Here is a 26,426-nt window from a genome sequence, read left to right on the forward strand (position 1 = left end):
GCCAAGCACGCCGCTCCCGCCAAGAAGGCTGCTCCGGCCAAGGCTGCGGCAACTCCGGCCCCGGCTCCGGCCAAGAAGGCCGCCGCTCCGGCCAAGAAGGCTGCTCCGGTCAAGAAGGCTTGATCCTTCACGCTTTTCGRCCCCCGCACGTTCGGTGCGGGGGCCGTTTGCGTGTCGACCTCGTAGGATGGGGCTGTGATTCAAGTTGACGGCGTCGTCTCGGTGATCTTGTTGGTGATTCGCATCGTCGCCCTGGGTGGTGCTGCGTACGCGCTGTTCCACGCGGCTCGCCAGCGCAAAGACGCGTTCACCGCCGTGGACAAGTTGAGCAAACCGATCTGGCTGAGCATTCTCGCCGTCGCGTTCCTCGTCCTCCTGCTGTTCCCGGCCGTGCAGTTGTTCGGCATCGTCGCGGTCGTCGCGGTGTGCGTCTATCTCGTGGACGTGCGCCCGCGCGTCGACGACGTGCAGCGCGGGCCTCGCTGGTAGCCGCTCCCCACCCCATGAGCACGTGAAGGCGTGGCTCTCGTGCACCCAAACGATGACAATGGGCATTGTGACAATGCTATTGTGGTGACACGGCTACCGAGGAGCTGACATGTCCGTCGTCCATCTGCGTGACTCAGTGAGCGATGCCCACCCGGCCGCGGGACTCGTCGGCGGCCCGTCGCGGCTGCTGCTCCGACGGGCGCACATCGTCCGATGAAGGAATACCGGATCGACGACCTCGCGCGCGAGGCGCGGGTGAGCGTGCGCAACGTGCGCGTCTACCAGGACCGCGGACTGCTCCCGCCGCCACGGAAGCAGGGGCGCACCGGGTGGTACAACGAATCGCACCTCGCCCGTCTGCACCTGATCGGGCGCATGCTCGATCGCGGCTACACGTTCGCCACCATCAGCGAACTCCTCACGGCTGCGCACTACGGCCTCCAGGTCAAGGACGTTCTGGAGACCGACGATCCGGGCAGCCGGTGGAAGAAGCGCAGGCGAGCGGCCCGCCTCACGATCGCCGAGCTGAAACGCATGTTCGGTGCGCAGACCACCGAGGCCAACATCGCCAAGGGCACCGAACTCGGAGTGCTCGTTCCCTCCGGAAGCGACTACTCGGTGAACGATCCACGACTGGTCGAGGCTGCGCAGGTTCTCGTCGACGCCGGCATCCCGCTCGAGGACGTCCTCGAACAGACCGCGGCGGTGCGACGAGACCTCTCGGACGTCGCCGCGCGGTTCGTCGCCGTCGTCGCGGACCGCTACCTCGCAGCCGAGGGCGAGCCGCTCGAACTCGACGAGGCGAAAGTCTCGGAGATCGCGCGGCTCGTCGACCAGATGCGTCCCCTCACGCGCGATGCCGTCCAGTCGCTGTTCGAAGAGGCGATGGAGGAACAGATCTCCAAGGCACTCGAACGGGCGGCCCGGCAACTCGGTGAGACACCGGGCCCGGCGACGAGCACAGACACCAACAGAGCAAGTTAGACAGGACAGGGGCAGGAATGACCAGCAGTTCGCGCACCATCGCCTTCCGGGCACTCGCCGGCGCAGCCGGAGTGGGCGCCGTCGTCGCCGCGGCAGCGGCGATCCGCCACAAGCGCGCCACCCGCGGGTTGACGTTGTCGACCGAAGTGGCGCCGAACGAGCTGCTGCGCACCCCGAACCTGCGCCCGGACGTGACGGAGATCCTCACCGACGACGGAGCGACGCTGTACGTCCGCGCCTACGGTCCGGTGGACGGCGATCCCATTGTGCTGAGCCATGGCTGGACCTGTTCCACCGAATACTGGTACCCGCAGGTGAACGCGCTGGCGGACGAGTACCGGGTCATCACCTACGACCAGCGTGGGCACGGCCGCAGCACCGTCGGCTCGCTCCCGCTCGGCCCGGACGTCCTCGCCGACGACCTGTCGGAGGTGCTGAAGGCGACGGTGCGTGACGACAAGAAGGCCGTGCTCGTCGGTCACAGCATGGGTGGCATGAGCATCATGGCGTGGGCAGGCCGTCACCCCGACGAGGTGAAGAAGTACGCGTCGGCAGTTCTGCTCGCCAGCACCGCCTGTGATCGGCTCATCGCCGAGACCACCGTCATCCCGCTGCCGAATCGTTTTCCGCGCGTGCCGGTTCCGGTCGGCCGCGCCGTCCTGAGCACCCCGGTTCCGTTGGTGTCGTCGCCGGTGATGACGCGCGCACTCCAGTACGTGTCGATGTCGCCGAACGCCTCCCGCGCCGAAGTCCAGTTCTGCGAGAACATCGTCCGGGACTGCAAGCCGCGCATCCGCGGCGGCTGGGGCGCCGCGCTCAGCGGCCTCGACATCCACGAGGCTCTCGACAACCTCGACGTCCCGACCACGGTGCTCGTCGGCTCCATGGACCGACTGACCCCACCCGTCCACGCCCGCAAGCTCGCTCGCGTCCTGGACGAGGCCGGTCACCTCGAGCGGCTCATCGTCCTGCCCGGCGTCGGCCACATGAGCTCCGTCGAGAGCATCGACGAGTTCGACAAGGAGATCGTCCGGCTGCGCAATCTCTGATCCGACAGTTGCCCGCGTATTTGTCAGGCTCACACGCAATAGCGTGTGAGCCTGACAAATACGTCGGAATCTACTGGTTGGCGACCACACCGAAACGGCGCAGCGACAGCGCCGGGTTCTTGGCGCGGACCTCTGCGATGCGCTCGGGGGAGACGGTGCCGATCGCGGTCCCGACCCGTTCACCGAGGGACGCGATCACCACCCCCATGGGATCCACGATCATCGACGCACCCGAACCGGCCGGGGCGCTCTGGTCGGCCGCGGCGACGTAGATGGTGTTCTCGATGGCCCGGGCGCGGACGAGCGTGGTCCAGTGGTCTTCCTTGAGCGGGCCGGGCACCCACTCGGCGGGCAGGACCAGGACGTCCGCGCCCGAGTCGACGATGCGCCGGGTCACCTCCGGGAACCGCAGGTCGTAACACGTCTGCATGCCGAAGGTGACGCCGTCGACGGTGAACGTCTCGGGTTCGCCGATCGAGCCGGCCTGCACGAAGTCCGACTCCTTGTAACCGAATGCGTCGTACAGGTGCAGCTTCCGATACGCGGCGGCGATACTGCCGTCGGGGGCAACCGCGACGAGGGTGTTGAAGATGCGGCGCTCGCCCGGGATCGCTTCGTTGATTCCCGCGACGAGGATCAACCGGTGGCGGGCGGCGATCTCGCCGAGCCCGGTGACGAACTCGCCGTCGAGGGATTCGGCGGAGTCCACGAACCGCTCGTCCATCGTCGGGACCGTGAACATCGCGTATTCGGGTGCTGCAAGTACCCGGGCGCCGCCCGCCGCCGCCTCCTCGGCGAACTTCGCGATTCGGCCGAGATTGTCCTGCTTGTCCGAACCCGGTGCGAATTGAGCGATTGCGATGTCGACCATGTCAGTGCCTTTCCGAAGTGACGGGTGCCGGCATCCGTTCGATCTTGCCGAGCACCACGGTGTAACAGAAGATTCCGCCGATCAAGACCGCTCCGGTCGCGAGGAAGGCCCCCGCGAACGAGCCCGTGGAGTCGACCACCATGCCGGTCACGATGGGCGCCGCGATCCCGAGGAGATTGGCGACGAAGTTGACTATTCCGCCGAGCGATCCTGTGTACCCCTGCGGGGCGATCAGGGCGACGATGCTGGATCCGGCGGGAACGGACACAGCCAGTCCGGCTGCGCCGATCGACAGGAAGATCAGCGCGACGGCGATCGATCCCGCGTACGCTGCGCCCGTCACCGCGAGGGACGCGAGCAGGCTGACCACCAGCACGGTTCGGCGCACCTTGGTGACGTCGCCGGTCCGCGCCAGCCATCGGTCCATCAGGATGCCCGCGATGAGGAACTGCGCGATGACGGCGACCAGCCACGGAATCATCGTGTAGATGCCGCCCTTGAGCAGATTCACCCCGAACTGCTTCTCCAGATAGGCCGGCAGCCAGGTGAGCAGGACGTAGTAGGCGTAGGTGTACGACGCGTAGCCGAGCGCCAGGCCCCACGTCTTGCGCCGGCGCAGCAGGTAACCCAGTCCGTTGAGCGACCCGGCCGTCTCGGCGTCTTCGTCCTCCGCGCCGCCGGCCCGGATGAAGTCGAATTCCGCTTGGCTGAGGCGGCCCTTGGCGAGAGCCTGTTTCGGGGTGAGATAGAGCAGCCACCACACGGCCAGGTAACCGACGGACAGGATGCCGGTGAAGATGAACGCCGCGTGCCAGCTGAACGTGGTGACGAGGAAGGCCATGATCGGGATGCCGATGACGTTGGAAATCTTCGCGCACCCGTCGAAGATGGCCGTGGCGGTTCCACGCTCCTGCCGGGGGAACCACTGACCGATGGCCTTCCAGCCTGCGGGCACCGTCGGCGCCTCGCCGACGCCGAGGACCAGACGGGCGACGAGCAGCATGCCGAGACCACCTGCGGCGGCGGACGCGAACGAGGCGACCGCCCACAGGAACGCCGCCGCCCGGTTGACCCACCGGACGCCGATCTTGTCGATGAACGATCCGATCGGCATCTGGAGCATGGCGTACGTCCAGAGGAATGCGGAGGACACCATGCCCATCTGCGACGCACTGATCTCGAAGTCGCGCATGATCTCCGGGGCGGCGATCGAGAGGTTGACGCGGTCGATGTAGTTGACGAACATGCCGACGCCGAGAACGCCGGCGATGGTCCACCGGGCACGGCCCACCTTGGGGTGGGCCGCCGCTTCCGCGCTGTCGGGGGATACCGGTCCCGACGTCTGGGTCGTCATCGTGACTCCCTGATCTGCTTGATCTGCTCGAACGGTGCCGCAAATCCTGCGGCGAGTGCGCCGTGCTGCATGATCAGCGCCATCTGGTCGGCCCCGTAATGCACCGCGAACTCCTTCTCTTCGACGCTCCATGCCGGGAGCACCCAGGGCTTGCCCGCCTCGGCGGCGGCCGTGGCCACCGCGGCGAGGTCGGTGAAGTCACCCTCTTCGCGTGAGTATGCCCCGCGTTCGCGGCGGAGGGAGAGGTCGGACGGTCCGACGAACACGCCGTCGACGGTGTCGAGTGCCAGGATCTCGGCGATGTTCTCGATCGCTCCGGCGTCCTCGATCATCGGGTAGCACCGGGTGAACGTGTCCTGCTCCGTGACCCACTCGTCGGTGAAACCGCCGTAGTTGGTGGTGCGGCCGCCCGCGAAACTCCGGTCGCCGAGTGGCGGGAACTTCGCGAATGCCGTGACTTCCTTTGCGTGAGCCGCATTCTCGATGTGGGGGATGACGACAGCCGTCGCGCCGAAGTCCAGCGCCTGCTGGATGGGGCCGCGTTCGGGTCCGAGCACCTTCGCCAGGACCTCCATGCCGAGGCTGCGCAGGAACGGGATGAACCGTTCGAGATCCGCGAGGTCGAAGGATCCGTGCTCGATGTCGAGGACCACGGCGCCGTAGCCGATGCCGCGCGCGATCTCCGCTGCGGCGAAGCTCGGGTCGGACAGCCAGATCGCGTAACGCCGATCGGCGGGGGTGCTGTACATGCTGGTGGTCTCCTTTTTCGGGGGGTCGCTTGCCGGAAGCGGGTGGCTCTCGGCGGTCACTGCGCTGTGACCGCCCCCACATCGCTCTGTATATGTCATGTATACACAGAGGATACTTGGTGTGTCCATAGCTTGTATGATCAATTTGTTACGAGTCCGTCAATCCGATGGACCGTTCGACGAAGGGATCGAGATGTCGGCATCGACGCTCGCCGGGCCCACCGGTGAATCCGGACCGGCACGAGATCGGGTCTATGTCTGGCTGCGGGACGAGATCATCCGCGGGTCCATCGAAGGCGGCCGATTCCTCGACGAGCTCTGGGTCTCCGGGACGATGGGAGTCTYACGCACCCCGGTGCGAGAGGCGTTTCACCGGCTCGCCGCCGAACGGTTCATCACGCTGCTTCCGCGCAAGGGTGCGCAGGTGCGCACGGTCACCGGTCGCGAACTCGAAGAGGTCTACCAGACCCGGCTGCTGATCGAAGGCCATGCGGTGTCCACCCTGTGTGCGCGGGGAGTCGGCGCACCCGCGCACATGGTCGATCTGATCGAGCCGATGGAAGCCGCGGGCCGCGAACAGGACTGGTTCGCGGTGTCAGGCCTCGACCGCGAATTCCACCTGACCATGGTCAGCGCAGCGCAGAACTCGGTGCTCACCGAACTCTACGATTCGCTGCGGTCGCGGCAGCAACGCGTCGCCGTCCGCGCGTTGAACGTCGGACCCCAGCGGCTCGACACCATCAACGCGCAGCATCGGGCGCTCGTCGCCGCACTCGACGCCGTCGACGCCGACCAGGCGCTGGAGATCCTCACCGCCCACCTGCGGCCCGTCCCGGAAGTGCTGGCGTTGCTGCCGTCCCAGTAGCGGGACGACGAAACTAGCTGAACACCACCGTCTTACGGCCGTGGACGAGGACGCGGTCCTCGAGATGCCAGCGCAGGCCACGGGACAGCACGAGCTTTTCGATGTCGCGACCCTGCCGGACCATGTCCGCGACCTCGTCTGCGTGGTCGACGCGGATCACGTCCTGCTCGATGATGGGGCCCGCGTCGAGTTCGGCCGTCACGTAGTGGCAGGTTGCGCCGATCAGCTTCACACCACGGGCGAATGCCTGGTGGTAGGGGCGGGCCCCGACGAAGGACGGCAGGAAGCTGTGGTGGATGTTGATGGCCCGGCCGGCCCAGTGCTCGCACAGTGCCGAGGGCAGCACCTGCATGAAACGCGCCAGCACGACGGCATTTGGGTCGTGGGCGTCGACCAGTTCACGCACCTGCTCGAACGCGGGCCCGCGTTCGGCGGGATCCTTCGGGAACGGGACGTGATGGAAGTCGATGCCGTGCTGCCTGGTGACGGTCTCGAGATCGCGGTGGTTGCCGATCACCGCGCAGATGTCGGCGGGCAACTCGCCTCCGGCCGCGCGGCCGAGCAGGTCGTGGAGGCAGTGCGCCTCCTTGCTCACCAGCAGCACCACCCGCTTGCGCTGACCGGTGTCGGACACGGTCCACTCGGTCTCGGGGCCGAGTTCGGCGGCGACGGCCGCGAAGCGCTCCCGGAGTTCCTCGATCGACATGTCTACCGAGGAGGCACGCACTGCCTGCCGGGTGAAGAACCAGCCGGTGTCGGCGTCGGCGTGGTACGCCGCCTCGACGATCCAGCCGCCGACCTCGGCGAGGAACGTCGAGATCCGGGCGACGATGCCGGTGCGGTCGGGGCAGCCGAGAGAAAGAACGTACCGGTGGTCCTCGGTCGAAGCAGCGCTCATAGGCAACAGTCTTTCAGGTCGCGCTCCGGCCGTTCACCACGGCGGTGCCGACGAGGGTGCCGGCGTCGATGTCGTGAATCGCGCGTTCGGTGAGCAGCTGCAGGAGATCGAGACGAATCTGCTCGACCGTCCCGGCGTCGAACGGGGCGAGCGCGCGACGGAAGTTCCCACCCAGGACGAGGTCCCAGGCGAACTCGGGGGTGGCGGGAATGATGTTGGACAGCTCCCGGACCTCGGTCGAGTGCGCGCCCAGCTCGCCCAGCCACTGGTGGAGCGCGTCCGGGGTGTCGATGCGTTCGAGTGGATCGAACGGCGACCCGGCCGCTTCTGGCTCGGGTTCCCGGTGCCGGGCCACGGCGTCCTGGAACGCGCTCGCGAAGTCGCGCAACGCGCCCCGCCGCCACACCGTGATCCCGACCTTGCCGCCCGGCCGGACGAGGCCGGCGAGCCGGGTGAACGCGGCATCCATGTGGGGCAGGAAGAACACGCCGTAGGAGCAGGCCAGCGCGTCGTAGCCCGCCTCCGGGACGGTGCTCGGCGACTCCCAGGTGGTGGCGTCCGCGCAGACGAACTCGATGTTCTGCAATCCACGCTCCGACGCCTTCAGCCGCCCCTGCTCGAGCAGTTCGTCGGCCAGGTCGACGCCGTGGACGAGGCCCGACGGACCCACGGCGGTGGCCGCGGGGAGCGCCGAAGAGCCTGCGCCGCAGCACACGTCGAGGACGGCGTCGCCGGGACGCAGTCCGAGCTGGAAGGCGAGTGACTGCCCGGCCGGCGTCCACACGGCCGTCGTCAGCCGGTCGAACTCCAGCCGCGCCTCGTCGAAGATCGATCCCGGATCGCTCATACGGCGATGCTAGGCCGTGCCGCAAGCCCTGGAAGGCATTGTGCGAAGCTCACAGGTATGTCCGACGTTGCACTGACCCGCTCCCAGGTGGCCGACCTCGTCGACCACACGCTCCTCAAGCCCGAGGCCACCACCGACGACGTGACGGCGCTGATCGCCGAGGCGCGCTCGCTCGGTGTGCTCGCTGTCTGCGTGTCGCCGTCGATGCTGCCGGTCAAGGCGCCGGGTCTGGTGACCGCGGCGGTCGTCGGGTTCCCCTCGGGCAAGCACCACTCGCTGGTCAAGGGGGCCGAGGCCCGGCTCGCCGTGGACCAGGGCGCGCAGGAGATCGACATGGTGATCGACATCGGGGCCGCCGTGGCCGGCGACTTCAACGCGGTGCTGGCCGACGTCCTCACGGTCCGCGAGGCGGTCGGCGACCACACGGTCCTGAAGGTGATCCTCGAGACCGCCGCGCTCAGCGACGAGGCGATCGTGGAAGCGTGCCGGGCCGCCGAGCGGGCCGGGGCGAACTTCGTGAAGACGTCCACCGGATTCCATCCGGCCGGGGGAGCGACCGTGGAGGCGGTGCGGCTGATGGCGCAGACCGTCGGCGGGCGGATCGGCGTGAAGGCGAGCGGCGGGATCCGCACCGCACAGGCCGCGCTCGACATGATTGCGGCCGGTGCGACGCGGCTGGGACTGTCGGGAACCCGTGCCGTCCTGGACGGGTTGCCCGACTGACCCGACGGTCGATCAGACCAGGAGGCCGCAGCTGCTCTGCTGTTCCTGCTGCTGTTGCTGGGTGCCGGCGGCAGGCATCGTGTAGGCGCCACCCTCGAGGGTGATCTCGATGGCGTCGTCGGTGACCTTCAACGACGTCGGCTGCATGCCCAGCGGGTAGGTCTGCAGGCTCGAGGTCAGAATCTGGACGACCCCGTCCACCAGATCGGTGGGGAGGCCGAAACCGAGGATCGCCGCACCCACCGTCTCCACTTTCACGGTCCCGTTCACGACCTCCGGTTTGACGGTCAGGTCCGCGAGCCCGGCCGGACCGACGGAGAACCGCAGGGTGCCCGCGCTCGAATCGGCGGTGACACCGCTGATGAGCGAGCCGAACGCCTGCTGCTGCAGCGTCGCGAGGATTCCCGCGGTGGACCAGGTGATGTCCGCGTCGGAACTGCCGATGGTGCCGCTGCTGTCCGCGGTGTTCTCGATCCGGATGTCGTTGACCTGAGCGTGCACCTGCATCCCCTGGGCGGGGCCGAACTTGGTGTCGTCGCTGTCGATCGTGATGTACGGGACGTTCTTGTCGACCGACTGGAGCAGGACCGGCTTCCAGCTCAGGCCCACGTCGACCTGCGAGCCGAGTTGGCTCTCGAACTGGTCTGCCATGCAGGTCTTCACTCTGTTGCGCACGAAGAGTTCGCCGCCGACGAGGACCGCCACGAGCGCGGCGATGACGACAAGAGAGATGACGAGCACACGGTTACTTCGGGGTGCGGAGTTCGTTCGGGCTGCCATTACACGGATTCTTCCCGACAACTCTGAACAAATTCTGTGAATGCGCCCGCGGCGGGTCGCCGAGATCCGCAGAAATTGTGATGCGTGCCACAAACGCCCAGTAATCTAGGGGAATGTCCGGATGGTTGGCTCCACGTCCCGGTGACCCGGAGCGCGAAGGTGTCGGTGAAGAGCTGACACGCGTCGCGACGGCTCAGGCGGGTTTCTTCACCACTGCGCAGGTGCTGCGCCTCGGTTTCGCCGCCGACGAGATCGATGAGCGCGTCGCCGACGGCTCGTGGGTCAAGGTCGAGCGAGATCTGTTCCGCTTGAAGGATTGTCCGCACTCCGATCTCGAGGAGTTCGCGAAGTGGTGCACCTGGTTCGGTGCCGCCGCCGCGGTCTCCCACCAGAGTGCCGCCGAACTTCACGGCCTCGGGCACCTGTACCCGCGGTTCATCCACCTCTCGACGGTGCTGTCACCGCCGTCGCCGACGCAGCAACTGGCGCTGCACCGGCGTTCGCTCCGCCCGGAGGACTGCGAGCAGGTGGGACCCCTGCGCATCACCACGCCGCTGTGCACGGCACTCGACCTCGCCGCGAGCGGCATCTCGCAGGAACTGCTCGACGAAGTGGTCGCCGACGGCGTCGCGATCGGGCGACTGAATGCGCGCGCACTGCACGGGGAGTGCGGATCCCTGCCGGCGCAGGTGGCGCAGCGCGTCGAACACGCACTGGCCACCTGCACCTGACGGATCACCGATCCGGGATCAGAACGGCCACTCGCCGTCCCGGGTGCCCTCCAGGAGCGGGATCATCGAGAATCCGGCGTCCGATAGTCCGCCGAACGTGTGGCGGTTCGCGGACCCCGTCGGACCGTGTCCGTGGCGGTAGCCCGCCACGTTCCACGTGTACACGGGGACGTCGGCCGGGACGTGCCGGGTCGGATCGCCCCACGCCGCCTGCTCGTCGGTGACGATGACGACGCGGTCGTGGTCGCGGTAATGCTTCCGCACCGCCGACGCCGTGTCCGTGCCGCCCAGGTCGCCGAAACTGTCGACGACCCGCAGCACCGGCTGGTGCTTGAACGGCACGAACCGGCTGTCCGAGCCGAACTCGACCAGGTTGGCCCGCTCCGCGCGCGCCGCCAGTACGGTGCCGAACACCGCGGCCGCGTCCGCCCGCGTCAGTTCCGACCGCGCCGAGACGCGGCTGTAGAACATCGATCCGGACCGGTCGACGAGCACCAGGGTGCGGCCGGGTAGCGACGGGACCGCGGACAGCGACGCCCCGAGTGCCCGTTCGAGTGCGTGTCCCCACCGCAGGCTCGGCGCGTTCCGGTAGGCCGCGAGGAACCGCATCGGAAGCTGCCGCGACTTCACCTCCCCCGGATCGGCGATCCGGGCCGCTACCTGTTCCGCGACGTGGTCGGGGATCCCGGCCTCGTCGAAGTTCCTCAGGTTGCGCAGAAGAGCCATGTACCCCATGGACGGGATCACCGCCTGCCATGCTGCCGCATCCATCGGTCCCTGCAGCCAGCCGGCGAGCGACTCCCACGTCATGCCGGCCGCCGACAGCCGCTCCGGGGTCCGGAGGACGGCACGCCGATCCTCCGGCGGGAGCGCCGCCAGCGCCGCCCGTTCCGTGAGCATCCGCAGGCCGGTGGGGATCGTGTTCTCGCGTCCCTGCCGCCGGTCGATCGCGTGCCGGAACAGCTCGCCCTGCCACGTCGCCGACGGCGACGCATGGGTGAGCTCGAGGACGTCGCCGAAGCGGACGTCCCTGGAATCGGAATCCCACTTCAGCAGTGAGCGTTCCGAGTACAGGCGGACAGCGGCATCGGCGACACCGCGCTTGACCGGCTTCGGGATCGAACGACCGTGGCGCGCAATCCAGTAGGCGAGGATCTCACCCGGCTCGTCGGCCCGCTCCAGCGCCGAGGAGATCACGGCGCGGTTGCCGCCGTGCAGACCGGCGCCCAGCCGGGCCCGGACGAACTCGGCCGCGGCCACCACCGACGCCGAACGCAGATGCGCGTCGCGGCGCAGCCACCCGATCAGGCGGGCGGTCCACTCCGGGTCCGACAGCGTGACCTCGTGGACGAGCTGGACGAACCGGCCGTCGCGGTCCGGAGCCGACTCGTAGAACGTGTGCTCACCCACCATGTTGGTGACGGCGAGGAGGAACAGCTCGCTCTTCGCGTCGCGGGCGTAGCCGCTGCCGCCCTCGAACGTGCGGCCGGCCGGTTGCATTTCCGACGTGACAGGGCTCTGTACCTTGGTGCGGCGCAGCGTCTTCAGGTTGAACTTGCTCATGGGTGTTCCTCCTTCCGGGAGGTGTCGGTGCTCGTGGGGTGCGCGCCACCCGAGATCGAGGCGACGACGGGGTGCGGAGTCGAACCGCGTGCTTGCGCACTTCACCTGAGAAGTATCCGTCGTCTGCGCACCGGGTGGCGCGCACGCATGTCGTGCCGAGTTCGGAGTCGGCGGAGGCACGGACGCGCTCTACCACTGAGCTACAGGGACCTGCGTCCCTGACCGGATTCGAACCGGCGACCACGCGATCCACAGTCGAAGTAGCCCTCGCCTGCGCACCGGCACAACATGTTTCGTGAAGTGACTCTACGGGGCGCTGTGGGGGATGTCGCGTGAATTAATTCGTGCCGGAACCGGGCGCGACCAGGTGCCACGGAACGGTGAGGATGTTGTCGCGGAGCCGGCGGCGCTGGGGTTGCACGGGAAGTCCCTGCGCGCGCAGCAGTTCGAGGGCGGCCCGCCACCGCACCCGCGGTCCGAACGAGCCGTGCGGCGCCGCGGTGGCCCACGCACGATCCGCTGCCGCGAGGAGGGCGTGGACCGGCTCACCCGGGACGTTGCGATGGATCAGCGCCTTGGGTAGCCGTTCGGCGATGTCCGACGGCTTCTCCACGGCGAACGGATCCCATGCCAGCGTCAGCGACAGCGGGCGGGTGGCGTCGAGCAGCACCCACGCACAGCGGCGGCCCAGCTCGTCACACGTGCCGTCGACGATCAGCCCGCCCGGTGCGAGCCCGGACTGCATCCGCGCCCAGGCCGGCCCGACCGCATCCTCGGGATACTGACGCAGCACGTTGAACGCGCGGACCAGGACGGGGCGCAGTCCGGAGAGCTCGAACCCGCCGCGGGCGAAACTCACTCCGTTCCTGCTCTCGACCACACGCTCGGGATCGATCTCGAGCCCGACCACCCGGCGGTCGCCGCGCACGGCGGTCAACCGGTCGGCGAGCTCGAACGTGGTGTGCGGCCGGGCGCCGTACCCGAGGTCGACGACGAGCGGGTCGGCGGATGCGTGCAGCGTCCGGCGCACCAGCGCGTCGTGGACGAGCCAGCGGTCGCTGCGTCGCAGCCGATTGATGCCTGTCGTACCCCGGGTGATGACACCGTGAGGCCGCTTCAGCGTCGCTGAAGTCATGGGAAATCCGTGCGGTGGTTGCTAGTGCTGCGACAACCACGTTTCGGTGATCTCGGCCTCGGCGCGGAAGAGGTCGATCAGGTTGACGAGCATCAGCTGCTCGAGCTTCCCGCCGATGAACGGCAGATACACCTTGGCCTCGGACGAGGTGCGGAACGTGCAGCCCGTCTCGGTGGCGAACAGCTTCATGGTGCCCGTGAGGCTGCCCGGGCCCGCTGGGATCGACGCCTCGTACGTGCCCGTGGTCGGCTCACCGAAGGGCGTGTACGACTCCTTGCGTGTGATGACCATGTCCTTCTTCATCACGGTCTGCGCGATCTCGGGGAGTTCCGACCGCGGCAGGATGTGGTGCAGGACGATGTCGATCCCGTCGTCGTTCACGTCGAAGTGCTCGATGTGGTTCTCGGAGTACTTCCGCATCTCCTCGATGCGCGCATCCCAGTAGTCACGGTTGGTGAACGCGTTGTACACCTCTTTCGGGGTGTGCTTGTAACGGGCTGAGTAGTCGATGCGGCGAGCCATGATCGCCAAGGTTACCGGCTGTGACGGAACACAAGGGACACCCGCCCCAGGTCAGGCCCCGAGCCACTGCTGCGTGAAGCCCTGCTCCTTCTCGATCAGGCGCAGGACCTCGTCCGCGATCGCGCTCTCGATCTTGCCGCCGATCAGCGGGATCCTCACGTCGGCCTTGCCTTCGACCTGCACGTTCGACCCGGAACCTGAAGCCGTCAGGGTCTGGGTCCCCGAGATCGTCGCGGGCGCACCCTGGACCTCGGCCGTGAACGTGCCCTCGGCGTGATCACCGTCGAGCGTGCCCCATGTCTCCGTGCGCTTGATCACGAGATCGCCCGACCGGACCTTCGAGACGATGCTGGGCAGGTGCTCGGCGGGGATCGACTGCGACATGGCCACCGAGATGGTGCCCGGGCCGGTCGTGACCTCGTCCAGGGTTGCCCCCGGTCCTCCGACCCGGTCGAGACGGTCGCGCCAGTACTGCTCGGTGATCAGGCCCGCATGGAGCTGGGCGACGGGAAACGCATAGGACGACGAATGCTCGATGCGGCGACTCACGATCCGCAGGCTACCGTTTGCGGTTGTGTGGGACGTGAGCATTGTCAGTCAACTCGTCGATTCGGGCGCATTCGTGTCCGAGAACCTCGAACTGTCGGGGATGACCACGCTGCGCGTGGGCGGGCCGGCGCGGATCGTGGCGGAGTGCCCGACCACGCAGGTCCTCGTCGACGTGGTGCGCCTTCTCGACGCCGCGCACATCCCGACGCTGATCCTTGCCGGCGGTTCCAATCTGGTGGTCGGGGACGGCGGATTCGACGGTGTGGTGGTGCGTGTGTGCAACACCACCGTCGGTCTGGAGGAGGGATTCGTCACTGCCGAGGCGGGCGCCGAGTGGGATCAGGTGGTCGCGCAGACCGTCGCCGCCGAGCTGGGCGGGCTGGAATGCCTGTCGGGGATTCCCGGGTCGACCGGGGCCACCCCGGTGCAGAACGTGGGCGCGTACGGCGTCGAGGTGGGGTCGATGCTGCGGCGGGTCCACCTCCTCGATCGACGCACCGGTGAGGCGCGCTGGGTCGAACCCGAGGCCCTCGGTCTCGGTTACCGCACGAGCGTCCTCAAGCACTCCGATGCCGCCCTGGTGCTGGCCGTGGAACTGACCGTGCATCCCGACGGGCTCGGCGAGCCGCTGCGCTACCGCGAACTGGTGTCGGCGCTGAACAGTGCCGAGGGCGACCGGTTGCCGTCGGCGCAGGTCCGCGACGCCGTGCTGGACCTGCGGCGGGGCAAGGGCATGGTGCTCGATCCCGAGGATTACGACACCTGGAGCGCGGGCTCCTTCTTCACCAACCCCGTCGTTGCGGACGGCGAGTTGGCGGGTGTCCTCGCCGCGATCGAGACCCGCCTCGGCGACGTGCTTGTTCCTCAATACCCGGCCGACGGCGGAACCAAGTTGTCTGCGGGGTGGCTGATCGAGCGGGCCGGCTTCTCGAAGGGTTATCCCGGCGAGAACGCCGTCGCGCGGCTGTCGACCAAGCACACTCTCGCGTTGACCAATCGAGGTGCCGCGAAGAGCGAGGACCTGCTGGCATTGGCTCGCGACGTCCGGGACGGCGTCCAGGCGGCGTTCGGTGTCCGGCTCGAACCCGAACCCGTGACGGTGGGCTGCGCGATCTGAGACAGGTCCGTAGCGCAGGTAACCTGTTAGCTGTGCATGAACTGGGTTCTCGGACAAGTCGGTCGCGCGTCGCGTTGATCGCGACGGCGCTGATCGCGTTTCTCGTTGTGCTGACCGGATGCACGGTCGGCTCCGAGTCGGGAACCGCCACCGCGCCGCCCGAACCGGCGGTCGAGGTCACCCAGAATCCGGCGTCGGGCACCGAGGACGTCAATCCGGTGGCGCCGATCTCCGCGACCGCGTCGCAGGGCACGTTCACCGACATCTCCCTCGTCAACGCCGAGGGGCGTGCCGTGCAGGGTGTGCTGTCACCCGACCGGACCACGTTCACCGTCGGGGAGGCACTGGGTTACGGCGCCACGTACACGTGGAAGGGCACGGCGCTCGGCACGGACGGCAAGTCCGTTGCCGTCGACGGCAGCTTCACCACGGTCGACCCCGACGAGACCATCGGCGCCACACTCAACATCGGCGACGGTCAGGAAGTCGGGATCGCCGCCCCGATCATCGTCCAGTTCCACGAGTCCGTCGAGGACAAGGCGGCGGTCGAGAAGGCGATGACCGTCACGACCAACCCGCCGACACCGGGCTCGTGGGCGTGGCTGCCCGACGACAACGGGTCGCGCGCGCACTGGCGTCCGCAGAACTACTGGGCGCCCGGCACCACCGTGAGCCTCGACGCCCGGCTGTACGGACTGGACTTCGGCGGCGGCGCGTACGGCGCGGAGGATCTGTCGCTGAACTTCACCGTCGGGCGCAGCCAGATCGTGATCGCGAACGCGCCCAGCCACCGCATGCAGGTGGTGCGCGGCGGCGAGACCATCATGGACATCCCCGTCAGCTACGGCGAAGGCAACGAGGCCCGCAACGTCACCCGCAGTGGCATCCACATGGTGACCGAGAAGCACGAGGACTTCCTCATGTCCAACCCGCCGTTCTACGAGAACGTGCGCGAGCGCTGGGCGGTCCGCATCTCCAACAACGGCGAGTTCATCCACGCGAACCCCGAGACCACCGGCGTCCAGGGTTCGTCGAACGTCACCAACGGCTGCATCAACCTGTCCCTCGCGGACGCCCAGCAGTACTTCGGCACCGCGATGTACGGCGATCCCGTCGAGGTGACCGGAACGTCCATCGACCTGTCGGCCGCTGACGGCGACATCTACGACTGGGCCCTCAGCTGGTCCGAATGGCAGTCCATGTCGGCCCTCGCATAGGCGAGCGAACTTTCTTCACACCCGGTGGAACCGAAACCGGGGCCGCTGCGTCTACCTGAATGAGGACGCGTCGACGGCGCCGTGTTCTCGGTTCACACAACTGTGGGGAGTCGTCCGCTGTCGAGGGGTCGACGGACGACCCCGACAGTCTGTTTCGGTCGAAAGTCGTTGATCGGCAGGGGGCTGTGGGATGGGATGGATGTTGCTGGGGGTCGTGACGATCGTGGCGGGACTGTGGACCGTGGTCCTGGTGCTCGAGCACCAGGACCGGCGGTCAGCCGCGAACGCGTCTACGTCGTGCGGTGAAAACGCCCGGACGAAGCCTGATCTCGTGGCTTGACGACGATCTGGTCGATGTTCACGTGGGAGGGCCTCGAGGCGACGAACCCGACGACGTCCGCGACATCCGCGGCGACGAGCGGGGTGATGCCCTCGTAGACCTTGTCGGCACGCTCCTGGTCGCCTTCGAAACGCACCAGCGAGAACTCGGTTTCTACTGCGCCCGGCGCGATTTCGGTGAGACGGACCGGCTTGCCGAGCAGTTCTCCGCGCAGCGTGCGGTGCAGGACGCCCTCCGCGTGCTTGGCGGTCGTGTATCCGGAACCGTTGTCGTACGCCTCGAGCGCGGCCAGCGACGTGATGGTGACGACCAGACCGTCACCCGACTCGATCAACTTCGGCAGCAGCGCCTTGGTGATCCGAAGGGTGCCCAGGACATTGGTCTCCCACATCCACCGCCAGTCGTCGAGATCGGCCTCGGCGACGGTGGCCAGTCCCTTGGCGCCGCCCGCATTGTTCACGAGCACGTCGACCCTCGGCAGTACCGCGCTGAACGCGTCCACGGAATCCTGGTCCGTGACGTCGAGTTCGAGCGCGGTACCGCCGATGTCTTCGGCGATCTTCTCCAGACGATCCAGTCGCCGGGCCCCGATGACCACATGAAATCCCTGCGCGGCCAGGGTGCGGGCGGTGGCTTCTCCGATTCCGGAGCTCGCCCCGGTGACGACGGCGATGCGGGTGTCAGGTGAAAAGGTCATGCCGACATGTTAGGGCTCGTCGATGACGGAGTAGCCACTCGCGTCGCCGGCGACGCTGCGGCTGCGCTCGCCCCGGATGTCGACGGGGACGTCGCCGGCCAGGGTGATGCGGTTGAGTCGCCGGTACTGATCGTCGTAGTCGGCGACGGCGTAGTGCTGAGTGGCACGGTTGTCCCAGATCGCCACGTCGCCCGACTGCCAGTTCCACCGGGTCGTGAACTCGAGCGAGATCGCGTGATCCTGCAGAACTCGGAAGAGTGCCTGCGACTGGGTGCTGCTCAGGCCGACCAGGCTCTTGACGAAGTGACCGAGCAGCAGTGTGCGCTCGCCGGTCTCGGGGTGCACCCGCACCACCGGGTGCTCCGTCTCGAAGTAGGTGGACTGGAACTCGGCGCGGTACTCCTTCGCGTTGTCGTCCTGCGCGCGTTCCGCGCTGGTCGCCGCGTAGTCGTAGACGTTGGTGTGCGTCGCCCACAGGTTGTCGGCGAGGACCTTCAGCGGCTCGGGCAGCGCGTTGTAGGCGGCGACACCCGACGCCCAGGTGGTGGATCCGCCGTAGGTGGGGAGTTGCACGGCGCGCAGGATCGACGCCTTCGGGATGCGATCGACGAACGTGACGTCGGTGTGCCAGCTGTTGGCCTTGCCGTAGTCGGAGTCGATGGGCAGCACCTTGGTGCCACGCGACGTGACGGTCGGATGCGCGGTGGTGGGGGAGCCGAGAAGCTCCGCGAACTCGTACTGCGAGTCGTCGGTCAGATGTTCCTGGCCACGGAAGAAGATCACCTTGTGCTCGAGCAGGGTCTGACGGATGAGCGACACGGTGGCGGGGTCGAGGTTGCCGCCGAGCCGGACGCCGTCGATCCGGGCGCCGATGTGTGCACCGAGCTTGACGACGCTCGCCGCGTTCGGGGAACCCTCGGCGTCTGTCACGTGCTCGGGCGCGAAATCGATGGACATGGTGAGCCTTTCGGATACCGGAGACGGTGTGGAGTCCCGTAACCGAACCATCGGGCGGTGTGTCGCCGGAAGGATTTGCGTCACCCTGATCGCAACGGGCCGCGGACCTTCCGTGTGATCGCGACGACGCAGAGCAGGCTGAGCAGTGTGACCGCGGTGAGGTAGACCGGTCCGACAGCATCAACGCGACGGTGATGACGATCAACCACACGAACGAGGCGACCAGGGTGAAGACGAGCACCAGTGTCTTGCTCATGCCCAGGACCTTCGTCGAATAGGACAGCAGGTACGCCATGAAGATGTATCCGACCGTGTTGATGCCGATGAACGCGCCCGCCGCCAGCAGCACTTCGCGCAGGTTCTCCCGCAGTACGGTGACGATCGGCAGTCGTTGATCGCGGTGGGTGCTCTTGACCTTCTCGAAGTCGGGGCTCTCGGTGATGGTGAACCGGATGACGAGCCCCATCAGCACCATTACCACGCCGCCGATCGGCCGTGCGATGAAGCTGACGGAGAACGTCGCGAACGCCGCCAGCGTGCCCGCGATGGAGGAGAAGGACGGAAAGAACAACGGGCCGAACACGATTGCCGCGGCCATGCCGTAAATGAAGTAGTCGTACCACTCGATGGCGGTCCCGATGAGACTGGCGCCGGCCACCTTCGGCGGCCGGACGGTCGCCCGGGGTGTCACGGAGATCTGGGTGGAGGTCATGTCGATCTCTTCGAGGGCGCGAACGACTGTTCGGTCAGGATGGCGATCTCTGCCGTCTGATCCGCGTCGTCGCGGAGGCGATCACGTCGGTACATCTCACCCCTGTAACCGTACGTTCGGTTGGTATCTCGGCGTATCGTGTGGTGAAACACTCTTGTAGTCAAGAGTGGCGATGCTCTCCGATGTGCGCCGCAGGCGGCGCCTCGCAACGGCGGGAACTGCGGAAGTGGCGCGGCGCGGATCCACACGCCGACGCGCCCTCCGATTGGTGAAACCGACCGAAGCTGCTAGTTTCGTGTCATGTCTTCAGGCCAGTCGACCGCTCCGCGGGTCACCTATGTGACTTCCGCGCTGGGCTCGCGGCTGCCCTTGGCGCGGGAACTGTGTTGTCGCTGTCTCAGCATCTGCAGCTAATTCGCGCAGTCTTCTCCTGATCGATCGTCCTCGGTCGTCCCACTCTCGACCCGGGACGGATGCAGCGTTCGGACGAAGGTGCGCACCGCCTCCGCTTGCAAGGACTGCCACGTGTCTACCCCCACTCTTTCCAGCCCCACCCGGACCGGCTCCGCATCTCGATTCCAGCGGCCCGTGTCCCGTCCCCGTCTCCACATCGTTCCCCCTGAGCTGCGGATCAGCGACGGCCCGGCCGCCGGTGTACTGCGGGTGGCCCGGTCTCGCGGGCCGCTGTCCAGGGACGTCGCCGCGAAAGCGACCGGCCTGAGCATCGCCACCGTCAACCGTCAGGTGTCGGCGCTCCTCGACCTCGGGCTGCTGCGCGAACGCGGCGACCTCACGCCGTCCGGCGCCATCGGTCGTCCGCGGGTTCCGTTCGAGGTCAACCACGAGCCCTACCTGACGGTGGGCATCCACATCGGCGCGGTCGTGACCAGCATCATCGCCAGTGACCTGCGAGGGAAGGTCCTCGGCGCGGTCGAGGTACCCACCCCGCAGGGAGCGTCCGCCGACGCACTCGCCGGCATCGCACGCAGCGCGCGGGCCTTCGCCTCCCGCTGGCACCGGCGTCGCCCGCTGTGGGCGGGTGTCGCGCTCGGCGGTCGGGTCGATCCGCAGACCGGTGTCGTCGACCATCCCCGACTGGGATGGAAGTCCGCCCAGGTCGGCGCCATCATCGCGACCGGACTCGGGTTGCCCGTCTCCGTCGCGGCGCACGTCGAGGCGATGGCCGCATCCGAACTGCTGCTGAGCCCGGACAGCGAAGACGGTGTCGCGCAAGGCGAAACGGGCCTGTACTTCTACGCCCGTGAGACGGCGGGCATCGCGATCACCATCGACGGCCGTGTTCACACTCCGTCGAGCGGTCCCGGATCGATCGCGCACTTGCCGACGGGCTCGTCGGCGCAGTGCTCGTGCGGTTCACGCGGGTGCCTCGAGGCGACGATCAGCGATCGCGCGGTCATCTCCGCAGCCCTCGACGCGGGCATCCTCGCGGAGTCGAACCAGCGGCCGACGATGAGTGCCCTCTACAAGGCGGCGTCGTCGGGTTCCGTTCCCGCGCATGAACTTCTGGTGGAACGTGCTCAGGTGCTCGGGAAGACGGTCGCCATGCTGCGGGACCTGTTCAACCCGGACCGGGTGATCCTCGGGGGCCAGGCGTTCACCGAGTACCCGGCCGGTATCCCGCACGTCGCCGAGGCCTTCGCGCAGGCATCGTCGCTGGAACGCAGGGACATTCGAATCTCCGGTTTCGGCAACCGGGTGCAGGAGTATGCCTCGACGGTGGTGTCGCTGAGCACCATCTACTCCGATCCGGTCGGAGCGATGCGCCGGACGTCGATCTAGCGTCACAGCACTTCGTCAGCCGCACAGGCAATAGCCTGTGCGGCTGACGAATTCGTGTGCATCGCTCCGGGCGCCGACTCCCCGGTGGATCTCAGAGTTTGCGCAGCCCGTCGAGGACGCGTTCCATCAGATTCCGGTCCGGGCCGGTGGACCCGGCGGTCTCGTTCACGGTGACCGCCCCGGCCGCCGCGAGGTCGCCGACGAGTACGCGCGCGACCCCGAGTGGGATCGACGCGAGCGACGCGATCTCGGCCACCGACCGCGGTTCGGCGCACAGCGCGAAGACGCGGCGCAGTTCGTCCGGCGCAAGCATCCCGTCCACCACGGTGTCGCCGTCCGCGCGGGCGACGATGACCGCCTCCAGTGGCAGATCGACCCCGGACTCGGTCCGCCCGCCCGTGAGGATGAACGGCCGGACGATGGAGACGGTGTCCTCGGGCGCCACCCACTCGGTGGACTCGACAGCAGCACTGTCGGCCACCTCGGGAGTCCGATCGGCAGGTTCGGGCACGGGTTCGACCTGCTCGGGAGCGGCCTCGGCCGGGACGGGTTCCACCCATTCGGCCGACTGCGTCGGGCTCGGGTCCTGCTCTTTCCTGGCGCTGCGGCGCCGGCCGGCTGATCCGAAGCGCGCCCCTGTCGCGCCGATCAACGGCCAGTTCTCATCGCTCACAGTCATCGGTTGGGACCCTTCTCGCACTACCCCACCCGCTCCATGGTCCCAAACCCGCGTTGCGTGCGAACGAACCGGTCCCTGTGATTCCCGCTACAGGGTGTGCGTGAGCGTTAGATTTGCTGCGTGACCCACTGGCGGCAGAACTCGGATCCGTTCCTCGCTCCCGATCTCGGCCGGTCCGCGCTGCTCGTCGTCGACACGCAGGTGGACTTCGTGGACGGCGGGACCGCCCCGATTCCCGGCACCTCGGCGGTGCTGCCCGCGATCGCGCGTCTCGTGGACGCCTACCGGGAGGCCTCGGCCCCGATCGTGCACGTCGTCCGGTTGTACGAGGGCGACGACGTGGACCTGTGCCGGCGCCGCGTGATCGCGGCCGGACTCGACATCGCCAGACCGGGCACCGCCGGCTCCCAGGTGGCGCCGGAGCTGGGGGTGCCGCCGCTCGACCCCGAGTCGCTCCTCGGCGGCGGTCTCCAGACCGTCTCGCCCACCGAGCACATCCTGTTCAAACCCCGGTGGAGTTCGTTCTACCGCACCGAACTCGACGACCGCCTGCGCCAGTGGCGGGTCGACACCGTGGTGATCGCGGGATGCAACTACCCCAACTGCCCGCGCGCCACGATCGTCGACGCCAGCGAACGCGACTACAAGGTGCTCGTCGCAGCCGACGCGATCTCGGGCGTCGACGCGCGTCACCTGGAGGAGGCCGGGCGAATAGGGGTTCTCCACGCGGAGACCGACGAGATCGTCGAGGCATTGCAGCCACCCGAGCTCGAGGTGATCAGCTGAGCGGCGGCGCGGATGTCGCGTCCGGTGGCGCGCCCCGCCTGCGCAGCTCCGCCCGCGCCCGCCCGATACCGCCGTGTTCCAACGCGGCGAGTGGTGATTCGTCGGCCCAGACGAGCTCACCGCGACGGCGGACCGTCACACTCATCGAGCCGGCGAGGTGCTCGAGGGCGCCGGGAATGTTGCGACGCTCGGCAGGAAGCGGAACCGGCAGCACGTGCGCCGAGCCCAGCGGGGAACCGCCCTCGATTTCGACGCTCCACGTGCGATTGCGGCCCCGCAGCCACCACCGATCGTCCGTGACGTGCGCCCGGACGGGGGAGGTGACCGGGTTGCCGAGGCGGAACACCGTGCCGTCGGGCAGCGCGACGACGACGGCCGTGACCTCGGTGCGCAGCCCACCCGCGGTGATCTCGCCGCCCGCGAACGCGACACATGCCTGCCGGTCGGCGAAACCCTGAGCCTGGCCCCACCACCAGGAGTCGGGGAAACCGCCCTTGCCCCAATTCTTTTCGCCGTAGACCTGGGCGCCGTCGAGGTCGATCTCGGTGCCGCCCAGCACGGCCGTGCCCTCGGCCCGGCCGCCGAGCAGCCACGGGTGCCAGTACTGGTTCAGTGCGGGCACGGTCTGGAACACACTCGACCCGCCGAGCCTGCGCCGCGGCCACGGAACCTGGGCGCCGACCCGGACGTCGAGGCGGGCGTCCGGCCCGAGATCCACCCGCACGCGGTCGACGGACCCGCGGAACGCGTCGCCGGCGAACGCGCCGAGTCCGGCAGGGTTGGCGTAGCCCTCCGGATGCGCGGCGGTCCGCAGGAACCGGGTGGGATGACCGGCGAGACCGAGCGTCGCCCAGTGCCCGTCCGCGGCCCGGTTGATCCCCGCCAGCGCGATGACGACCTGTCCCGTCGCGGGCTGGGTGAACCGCCAGAAATAGCCTTCCATCGCGACGTCGTGCGCGGCGAGGAGGTTGCCGAACGGCAGATCCGCTCCCGTGGCGCGGTATGCCCGCAGCAGTCGTGACATCGGTCAGCTTCCCGGCTGGGGGTGAAGCACCGCCTGCGACTGCGTCACCTGCGCCACGAGACGGTCCTCGTCGTCCCGCAGTTCGGTGACGACGGCGACCGTGGTTCGTCCGGCGTGCAGCGGACGCGCGGTCGCGGTGACGGTGCCCTTGCGGACGCCGCGGGTGAACACCGTGCTCGAACTCGTGGTCGACGTCGACGCTCCCGCCGGAAGGTTGAGAAACGCGCAGACGGCTCCGACGCTGTCGGCGAGCGTCATCAGCGCCCCGCCGTGCATGCCGTTTCCCGCGGTCGTGCGGTGCTGTTCCCACTCGAGGTGCCCGACAACCTCCTCGGGTGCGGCCTTGGTGAGACGAACCCCGGTGTGCACGGCGAACGGCATGGTCGCGACGAGATCAGCGGGATCCATACCCGTGGATGCTAGGCGCGGAACCACACCCGCGCAGGCGGTTCGCGGGGCTAGATTGGCGGGATGTCCAGTCTGTCGGAAGCCGCCCGCCGGTCGGGCCGGGCGCGGGGGAGCGCCGCCGCGGTGGTCGGATTCTTCGCCGCAGGCTGGTTCGGCTGGGCCATGGCCGTCGACCTTCGCCGCCCCCTCACCGTGCTCCTCGACGCCGCCATCGTGGTGGCGCTCGTCGTCGCCGTGCTGGGAGCGGTACTCGCCGTGCGTAGTCCCGCCGAGAGTTCCGCGTTGGCGGACCGGGCGGTCCGGCGGCGGTACACCCTCGTGGTGGTGGTCGAGTTCGCGGTGATCTGGGCGGGCGCCGCCGTTCTCGGAAACACGGGTCTGTCGGCGTGGATACCGGTCTGGGTGTGCTTCGCCGTCGGCGTCCACTTCGTGCCGTTGGCCGGCGTACTCGGCGAGTCGTCGCTGACCGTCCTCGGTGCGCTGCTCGTCGTGGTCGCCGCTGCCGGGCTCGTCGTGGGTCTGACGACCACCGTGGCACCCGGCACGGTGACCGGGATCGGGGCGGGCGGATGCCTCCTCGCCGCAGCCGTCCTCACCCTGGCGGGGAAGCGGTTCTCCGGCAGGAGGACACCCGGGCCGGTCGATCAGAGGGGCAGCGAAGACTCCGCGAGCCCGGCGGGCGCCCCGCGACGGCGGAACCATTCCTGACCGAACGCCGCGCGCAACTGCTCCTCGGGCATCTGCAGGAACGGGCCGAAGTCCCCGATCTGGGTGGCGTGCGCGTGCATCGCGGCGCGCTTGGCGTCCATGGCCGAGGTGACGTCCACGACCGTGGTGATCTCGGAGTCCGGCAGACCGAACGTGTCGAGGTCCGGTGGCTGGGCGTTCTCGGACCACTCCGGATTGGCGGCCATGAGTCGCCGGATGTGGTCGCGGCTCACTGCCGCCTCGTAGACGTGCGGCACACCCGCCAGTTCGGCGGCCCGGATGCCCACGTGATGGACCTGCACATGATCGGGATGGCCGTAGCCACCGTTGGGGTCGTAGATGGTGATCACGTCGGCGGATTCCTCGACGAGGATCGCGGCCAGCCGGGCAGCGGCCTCCTCGACGTCGACGTTGCAGAACGCGGCGGGGTTGTCGTTCTCCGGCGTTCCCGCCATCCCGGAATCCGCGTAGTGCAGCAGCACCACGCGCTGGGCGCCGAGCAGCGACGTCGACTCCTCCAGCTCGCGGCGCCGACGCTCGGCGAGTGATTCGCCGTCGGTCAGGATCCCGTCGGGGGCCTCGCCGAGCGCCCCGTCCGTCGCGGTGACCACCACGACGCGATGACCGGCGTCGGCGGCCTGACGCATCACGCCGCCCGTCGTGAACACTTCGTCGTCGGGATGGGCGTGGAAACACACCAGGACACTCATGAGCGCAATACTTGCACGTGCTGGAAGTCGCGGCCACGATCTGTGAGGCTCGACGCGTGCTCGGTACCTATCGTCAGATCTTCGCAGCCCCCGGCTCCGCAGCGTTCTCCGCCGCAGGATTCGTTGCGCGCGTACCGATCGCCATGGTCGGCATCGGCATCGTCACGATGCTGTCCGAATTGCGCGGCGACTACGCACTGGCCGGAGCCCTCGCCGCGGTGTTCGCACTGACGTACGCGTTCATCACCCCCGTCGTGTCGCGGGCGGTGGACCGGTACGGGCAGTCCCGTGTCCTTCCCGTCGCGTCGGGGATCAGCGCGACGTCCATCGCTGCGATGCTGCTGTGTGTCCGGTTCGGGACGCCCGACTGGGTGCTGTTCGTGTGGGCCGTCCCCGCCGGCTGCATGCCCACGATCGGTGCGATGGTGCGCGCCCGCTGGACCGAGCTGTACCGCGGCACGCCACTGCTGCGGACGGCGTTCGCGTTCGAGGCGGTGGTGGACGAACTGTGCTTCATCGCGGGGCCGGTGGTCTCCGTCGGATTGTCCGTCACGGTGTTCCCCGAGGCGGGACCGCTCGCGGGCCTCGTCCTGCTGGTGGTCGGCACCCTCGCGCTCGTCGCGCAGCGCGGCACCGAACCGCCCGTGCATGCCGCAACGCACGACGGCCGCCCGTCCGTCGTCCGGACGCCCGCCGTGTGGATCCTCGTGGCGGTCATGGTGTCGATGGGCACGATCTTCGGCGTCATCGACGTCGGTGCCATCGCCTTCACCCGAAGCCACGACGCACCCGCCTCCGCCACCGTGGTGCTGGCCCTGTTCGCGGCCGGTTCCGCGGTGGCGGGCATCGTGTTCGGCGCGATCCGGGTGTCGGCGTCGCTCCGGAAACAGCTGATGGTCGCGGTCCTCGCGGTGGCGGTCCTGACGGTTCCGCTGCTTCTGGCCGACAGCATCCCGGCGCTCGCCGTCGCCTACGCGGTGGCGGGGATGACGGTGGCGCCGATCATGATCGTCACGACCGGTCTCGTCGAGCAGATCGTGCCCGCGGCCGCGCTGACCGAGGGCATCACCTGGATCGTCACCGGACTGGGTGTCGGCGTCGCGATGGGGTCGGCACTCGCGGGCCGGATGATCGACGAATTCGGCACGACCGCGGGTTACGC

29 protein-coding genes are annotated in these 26,426 nt (G+C 68.3%); 13 read left to right on the forward strand and 16 right to left on the reverse strand.

Annotated elements, in window-relative coordinates; translation table 11 throughout:
- Nucleotides 1–195: 195 nt before the first annotated feature.
- The 3 genes from AC1D1G_RS22750 (at nucleotide 196) to AC1D1G_RS22760 (ending at nucleotide 2,522) form a co-directional block, all read left to right on the forward strand.
- On the forward strand, nucleotides 196–489 hold the full coding sequence (locus AC1D1G_RS22750) for a DUF2516 family protein (RefSeq protein ID WP_005251878.1): 294 nt from the start codon (nucleotides 196–198) through the stop codon (nucleotides 487–489).
- A 213-nt stretch (nucleotides 490–702) separates the two neighbouring features.
- A complete protein-coding gene (locus tag AC1D1G_RS22755) occupies nucleotides 703–1,473 on the forward strand; it encodes a MerR family transcriptional regulator (RefSeq protein ID WP_283330993.1) in 771 nt (256 codons plus the stop codon).
- Between the two features lie 17 nt (nucleotides 1,474–1,490).
- A complete protein-coding gene (locus AC1D1G_RS22760) occupies nucleotides 1,491–2,522 on the forward strand; it encodes an alpha/beta fold hydrolase (protein WP_280779854.1) in 1,032 nt (343 codons plus the stop codon).
- Between the two features lie 70 nt (nucleotides 2,523–2,592).
- On the opposite strand, the gene AC1D1G_RS22765 is transcribed toward AC1D1G_RS22760, so the two are convergent.
- Genes AC1D1G_RS22765 through AC1D1G_RS22775 form a run of 3 tightly spaced genes read right to left on the reverse strand, consistent with a single transcriptional unit; the run spans nucleotide 2,593 to nucleotide 5,496 of the window.
- Nucleotides 2,593–3,393 carry a carbon-nitrogen hydrolase family protein gene (locus AC1D1G_RS22765; protein WP_280779855.1) on the reverse strand — a complete coding sequence of 267 codons (801 nt, stop codon included), beginning with the start codon at nucleotides 3,391–3,393 and terminating at the stop codon, nucleotides 2,593–2,595.
- A gap of 1 nt (nucleotide 3,394) precedes the next feature.
- The gene (locus AC1D1G_RS22770) at nucleotides 3,395–4,747 is read right to left on the reverse strand and encodes an MFS transporter (RefSeq protein ID WP_009474777.1); all 1,353 of its coding nucleotides are present in this window, start codon (nucleotides 4,745–4,747) and stop codon (nucleotides 3,395–3,397) included.
- Complete coding sequence (locus AC1D1G_RS22775) at nucleotides 4,744–5,496, reverse strand: HpcH/HpaI aldolase family protein (RefSeq protein ID WP_280779856.1); 753 nt, start codon at nucleotides 5,494–5,496, stop codon at nucleotides 4,744–4,746. The genes AC1D1G_RS22770 and AC1D1G_RS22775 overlap by 4 nt, the downstream gene beginning before the upstream one ends.
- Nucleotides 5,497–5,689: 193 nt before the next feature.
- Here AC1D1G_RS22775 and AC1D1G_RS22780 point away from each other — a divergent pair, with 193 nt between their 5' ends.
- Complete coding sequence (locus AC1D1G_RS22780; protein WP_477953790.1) at nucleotides 5,690–6,361, forward strand: GntR family transcriptional regulator; 672 nt, start codon at nucleotides 5,690–5,692, stop codon at nucleotides 6,359–6,361.
- A gap of 13 nt (nucleotides 6,362–6,374) precedes the next feature.
- Here the strand turns inward: AC1D1G_RS22780 and purU are convergent, their stop codons facing one another.
- Both purU and AC1D1G_RS22790 read right to left on the reverse strand, forming a co-directional pair.
- The gene (gene purU / locus AC1D1G_RS22785) at nucleotides 6,375–7,259 is read right to left on the reverse strand and encodes a formyltetrahydrofolate deformylase (RefSeq protein ID WP_317570161.1); all 885 of its coding nucleotides are present in this window, start codon (nucleotides 7,257–7,259) and stop codon (nucleotides 6,375–6,377) included.
- 13 nt (nucleotides 7,260–7,272) lie between these two features.
- Nucleotides 7,273–8,106 (reverse strand): class I SAM-dependent methyltransferase, encoded by an 834-nt coding sequence (locus tag AC1D1G_RS22790; RefSeq protein ID WP_317570160.1) that lies wholly within the window; start codon nucleotides 8,104–8,106, stop codon nucleotides 7,273–7,275.
- Nucleotides 8,107–8,163: 57 nt separating this feature from the next.
- On the opposite strand from AC1D1G_RS22790, the gene deoC reads away from it, so the two are divergent.
- Nucleotides 8,164–8,829 carry a deoxyribose-phosphate aldolase gene (gene deoC, locus AC1D1G_RS22795; RefSeq protein ID WP_009474772.1) on the forward strand — a complete coding sequence of 222 codons (666 nt, stop codon included), beginning with the start codon at nucleotides 8,164–8,166 and terminating at the stop codon, nucleotides 8,827–8,829.
- A 12-nt stretch (nucleotides 8,830–8,841) separates the two neighbouring features.
- Here the strand turns inward: deoC and AC1D1G_RS22800 are convergent, their stop codons facing one another.
- Complete coding sequence (locus AC1D1G_RS22800; RefSeq protein ID WP_105416035.1) at nucleotides 8,842–9,609, reverse strand: LmeA family phospholipid-binding protein; 768 nt, start codon at nucleotides 9,607–9,609, stop codon at nucleotides 8,842–8,844.
- Between the two features lie 113 nt (nucleotides 9,610–9,722).
- Between AC1D1G_RS22800 and AC1D1G_RS22805 the strand changes: the two genes are divergently transcribed.
- Nucleotides 9,723–10,340, forward strand: a complete 618-nt coding sequence (locus AC1D1G_RS22805; RefSeq protein WP_105416033.1) for a type IV toxin-antitoxin system AbiEi family antitoxin domain-containing protein — start codon at nucleotides 9,723–9,725, stop codon at nucleotides 10,338–10,340.
- 18 nt (nucleotides 10,341–10,358) lie between these two features.
- Here AC1D1G_RS22805 and AC1D1G_RS22810 read toward each other — a convergent pair whose 3' ends face one another.
- The 4 genes from AC1D1G_RS22810 to AC1D1G_RS22825 all read right to left on the reverse strand — a co-directional run bounded on the left by AC1D1G_RS22810 (nucleotide 10,359) and on the right by AC1D1G_RS22825 (nucleotide 14,109).
- Nucleotides 10,359–11,903, reverse strand: coding sequence for a TROVE domain-containing protein (locus AC1D1G_RS22810; protein ID WP_283330997.1), 1,545 nt, complete (start codon nucleotides 11,901–11,903; stop codon nucleotides 10,359–10,361).
- Nucleotides 11,904–12,240: 337 nt separating this feature from the next.
- Nucleotides 12,241–13,038: a hypothetical protein gene (locus AC1D1G_RS22815; protein WP_009474768.1), complete on the reverse strand. Its 798-nt coding sequence runs from the start codon at nucleotides 13,036–13,038 to the stop codon at nucleotides 12,241–12,243.
- A gap of 21 nt (nucleotides 13,039–13,059) precedes the next feature.
- The gene (locus AC1D1G_RS22820; protein WP_005560412.1) at nucleotides 13,060–13,560 is read right to left on the reverse strand and encodes a DUF2505 domain-containing protein; all 501 of its coding nucleotides are present in this window, start codon (nucleotides 13,558–13,560) and stop codon (nucleotides 13,060–13,062) included.
- A 51-nt stretch (nucleotides 13,561–13,611) separates the two neighbouring features.
- Nucleotides 13,612–14,109 carry a DUF2505 domain-containing protein gene (locus tag AC1D1G_RS22825; protein WP_283330998.1) on the reverse strand — a complete coding sequence of 166 codons (498 nt, stop codon included), beginning with the start codon at nucleotides 14,107–14,109 and terminating at the stop codon, nucleotides 13,612–13,614.
- Nucleotides 14,110–14,134: 25 nt separating this feature from the next.
- Between AC1D1G_RS22825 and AC1D1G_RS22830 the strand changes: the two genes are divergently transcribed.
- Together AC1D1G_RS22830 and AC1D1G_RS22835 are read left to right on the forward strand one after the other, a co-directional pair.
- The gene (locus AC1D1G_RS22830; RefSeq protein WP_280779863.1) at nucleotides 14,135–15,226 is read left to right on the forward strand and encodes a UDP-N-acetylmuramate dehydrogenase; all 1,092 of its coding nucleotides are present in this window, start codon (nucleotides 14,135–14,137) and stop codon (nucleotides 15,224–15,226) included.
- A 32-nt stretch (nucleotides 15,227–15,258) separates the two neighbouring features.
- Nucleotides 15,259–16,443, forward strand: a complete 1,185-nt coding sequence (locus AC1D1G_RS22835) for a L,D-transpeptidase (RefSeq protein WP_283330999.1) — start codon at nucleotides 15,259–15,261, stop codon at nucleotides 16,441–16,443.
- A 290-nt stretch (nucleotides 16,444–16,733) separates the two neighbouring features.
- Here AC1D1G_RS22835 and AC1D1G_RS22840 read toward each other — a convergent pair whose 3' ends face one another.
- Both AC1D1G_RS22840 and AC1D1G_RS22845 read right to left on the reverse strand, forming a co-directional pair.
- Entirely contained in the window at nucleotides 16,734–17,480 is a 747-nt protein-coding gene (locus AC1D1G_RS22840) for an SDR family NAD(P)-dependent oxidoreductase (RefSeq protein ID WP_037237881.1), read from the reverse strand.
- A 9-nt stretch (nucleotides 17,481–17,489) separates the two neighbouring features.
- A complete protein-coding gene (locus AC1D1G_RS22845; protein WP_477953791.1) occupies nucleotides 17,490–18,437 on the reverse strand; it encodes a TauD/TfdA dioxygenase family protein in 948 nt (315 codons plus the stop codon).
- Nucleotides 18,438–18,889: 452 nt separating this feature from the next.
- On the opposite strand from AC1D1G_RS22845, the gene AC1D1G_RS22850 reads away from it, so the two are divergent.
- A complete protein-coding gene (locus AC1D1G_RS22850) occupies nucleotides 18,890–19,042 on the forward strand; it encodes a hypothetical protein (protein WP_283331001.1) in 153 nt (50 codons plus the stop codon).
- 632 nt (nucleotides 19,043–19,674) lie between these two features.
- Entirely contained in the window at nucleotides 19,675–20,949 is a 1,275-nt protein-coding gene (locus tag AC1D1G_RS22855; RefSeq protein WP_009474758.1) for an ROK family transcriptional regulator, read from the forward strand.
- A gap of 91 nt (nucleotides 20,950–21,040) precedes the next feature.
- On the opposite strand, the gene AC1D1G_RS22860 is transcribed toward AC1D1G_RS22855, so the two are convergent.
- Nucleotides 21,041–21,628 carry a DUF742 domain-containing protein gene (locus tag AC1D1G_RS22860; RefSeq protein WP_283331002.1) on the reverse strand — a complete coding sequence of 196 codons (588 nt, stop codon included), beginning with the start codon at nucleotides 21,626–21,628 and terminating at the stop codon, nucleotides 21,041–21,043.
- Between the two features lie 120 nt (nucleotides 21,629–21,748).
- On the opposite strand from AC1D1G_RS22860, the gene AC1D1G_RS22865 reads away from it, so the two are divergent.
- A complete protein-coding gene (locus AC1D1G_RS22865; RefSeq protein ID WP_280779869.1) occupies nucleotides 21,749–22,414 on the forward strand; it encodes a cysteine hydrolase family protein in 666 nt (221 codons plus the stop codon).
- Here AC1D1G_RS22865 and AC1D1G_RS22870 read toward each other — a convergent pair.
- Nucleotides 22,407–23,438, reverse strand: a complete 1,032-nt coding sequence (locus AC1D1G_RS22870; RefSeq protein ID WP_283331003.1) for a tocopherol cyclase family protein — start codon at nucleotides 23,436–23,438, stop codon at nucleotides 22,407–22,409. The genes AC1D1G_RS22865 and AC1D1G_RS22870 overlap by 8 nt on opposite strands.
- A 3-nt stretch (nucleotides 23,439–23,441) precedes the next feature.
- Nucleotides 23,442–23,846: a PaaI family thioesterase gene (locus AC1D1G_RS22875; RefSeq protein ID WP_005251933.1), complete on the reverse strand. Its 405-nt coding sequence runs from the start codon at nucleotides 23,844–23,846 to the stop codon at nucleotides 23,442–23,444.
- A 63-nt stretch (nucleotides 23,847–23,909) separates the two neighbouring features.
- On the opposite strand from AC1D1G_RS22875, the gene AC1D1G_RS22880 reads away from it, so the two are divergent.
- On the forward strand, nucleotides 23,910–24,554 hold the full coding sequence (locus tag AC1D1G_RS22880; protein WP_283331004.1) for a hypothetical protein: 645 nt from the start codon (nucleotides 23,910–23,912) through the stop codon (nucleotides 24,552–24,554).
- Here AC1D1G_RS22880 and AC1D1G_RS22885 read toward each other — a convergent pair.
- Nucleotides 24,491–25,264 carry a PIG-L family deacetylase gene (locus AC1D1G_RS22885; protein WP_283331005.1) on the reverse strand — a complete coding sequence of 258 codons (774 nt, stop codon included), beginning with the start codon at nucleotides 25,262–25,264 and terminating at the stop codon, nucleotides 24,491–24,493. The two genes, AC1D1G_RS22880 and AC1D1G_RS22885, sit on opposite strands and share 64 nt — an antisense overlap.
- Before the next feature lie 56 nt (nucleotides 25,265–25,320).
- Between AC1D1G_RS22885 and AC1D1G_RS22890 the strand changes: the two genes are divergently transcribed.
- Nucleotides 25,321–26,426, forward strand: a 1,106-nt coding sequence (locus tag AC1D1G_RS22890) for an MFS transporter (RefSeq protein ID WP_477953793.1), incomplete at its 3' end; no start/stop codon positions are given.

Source organism: Rhodococcus sp. P3_B8 (assembly GCF_056402775.1).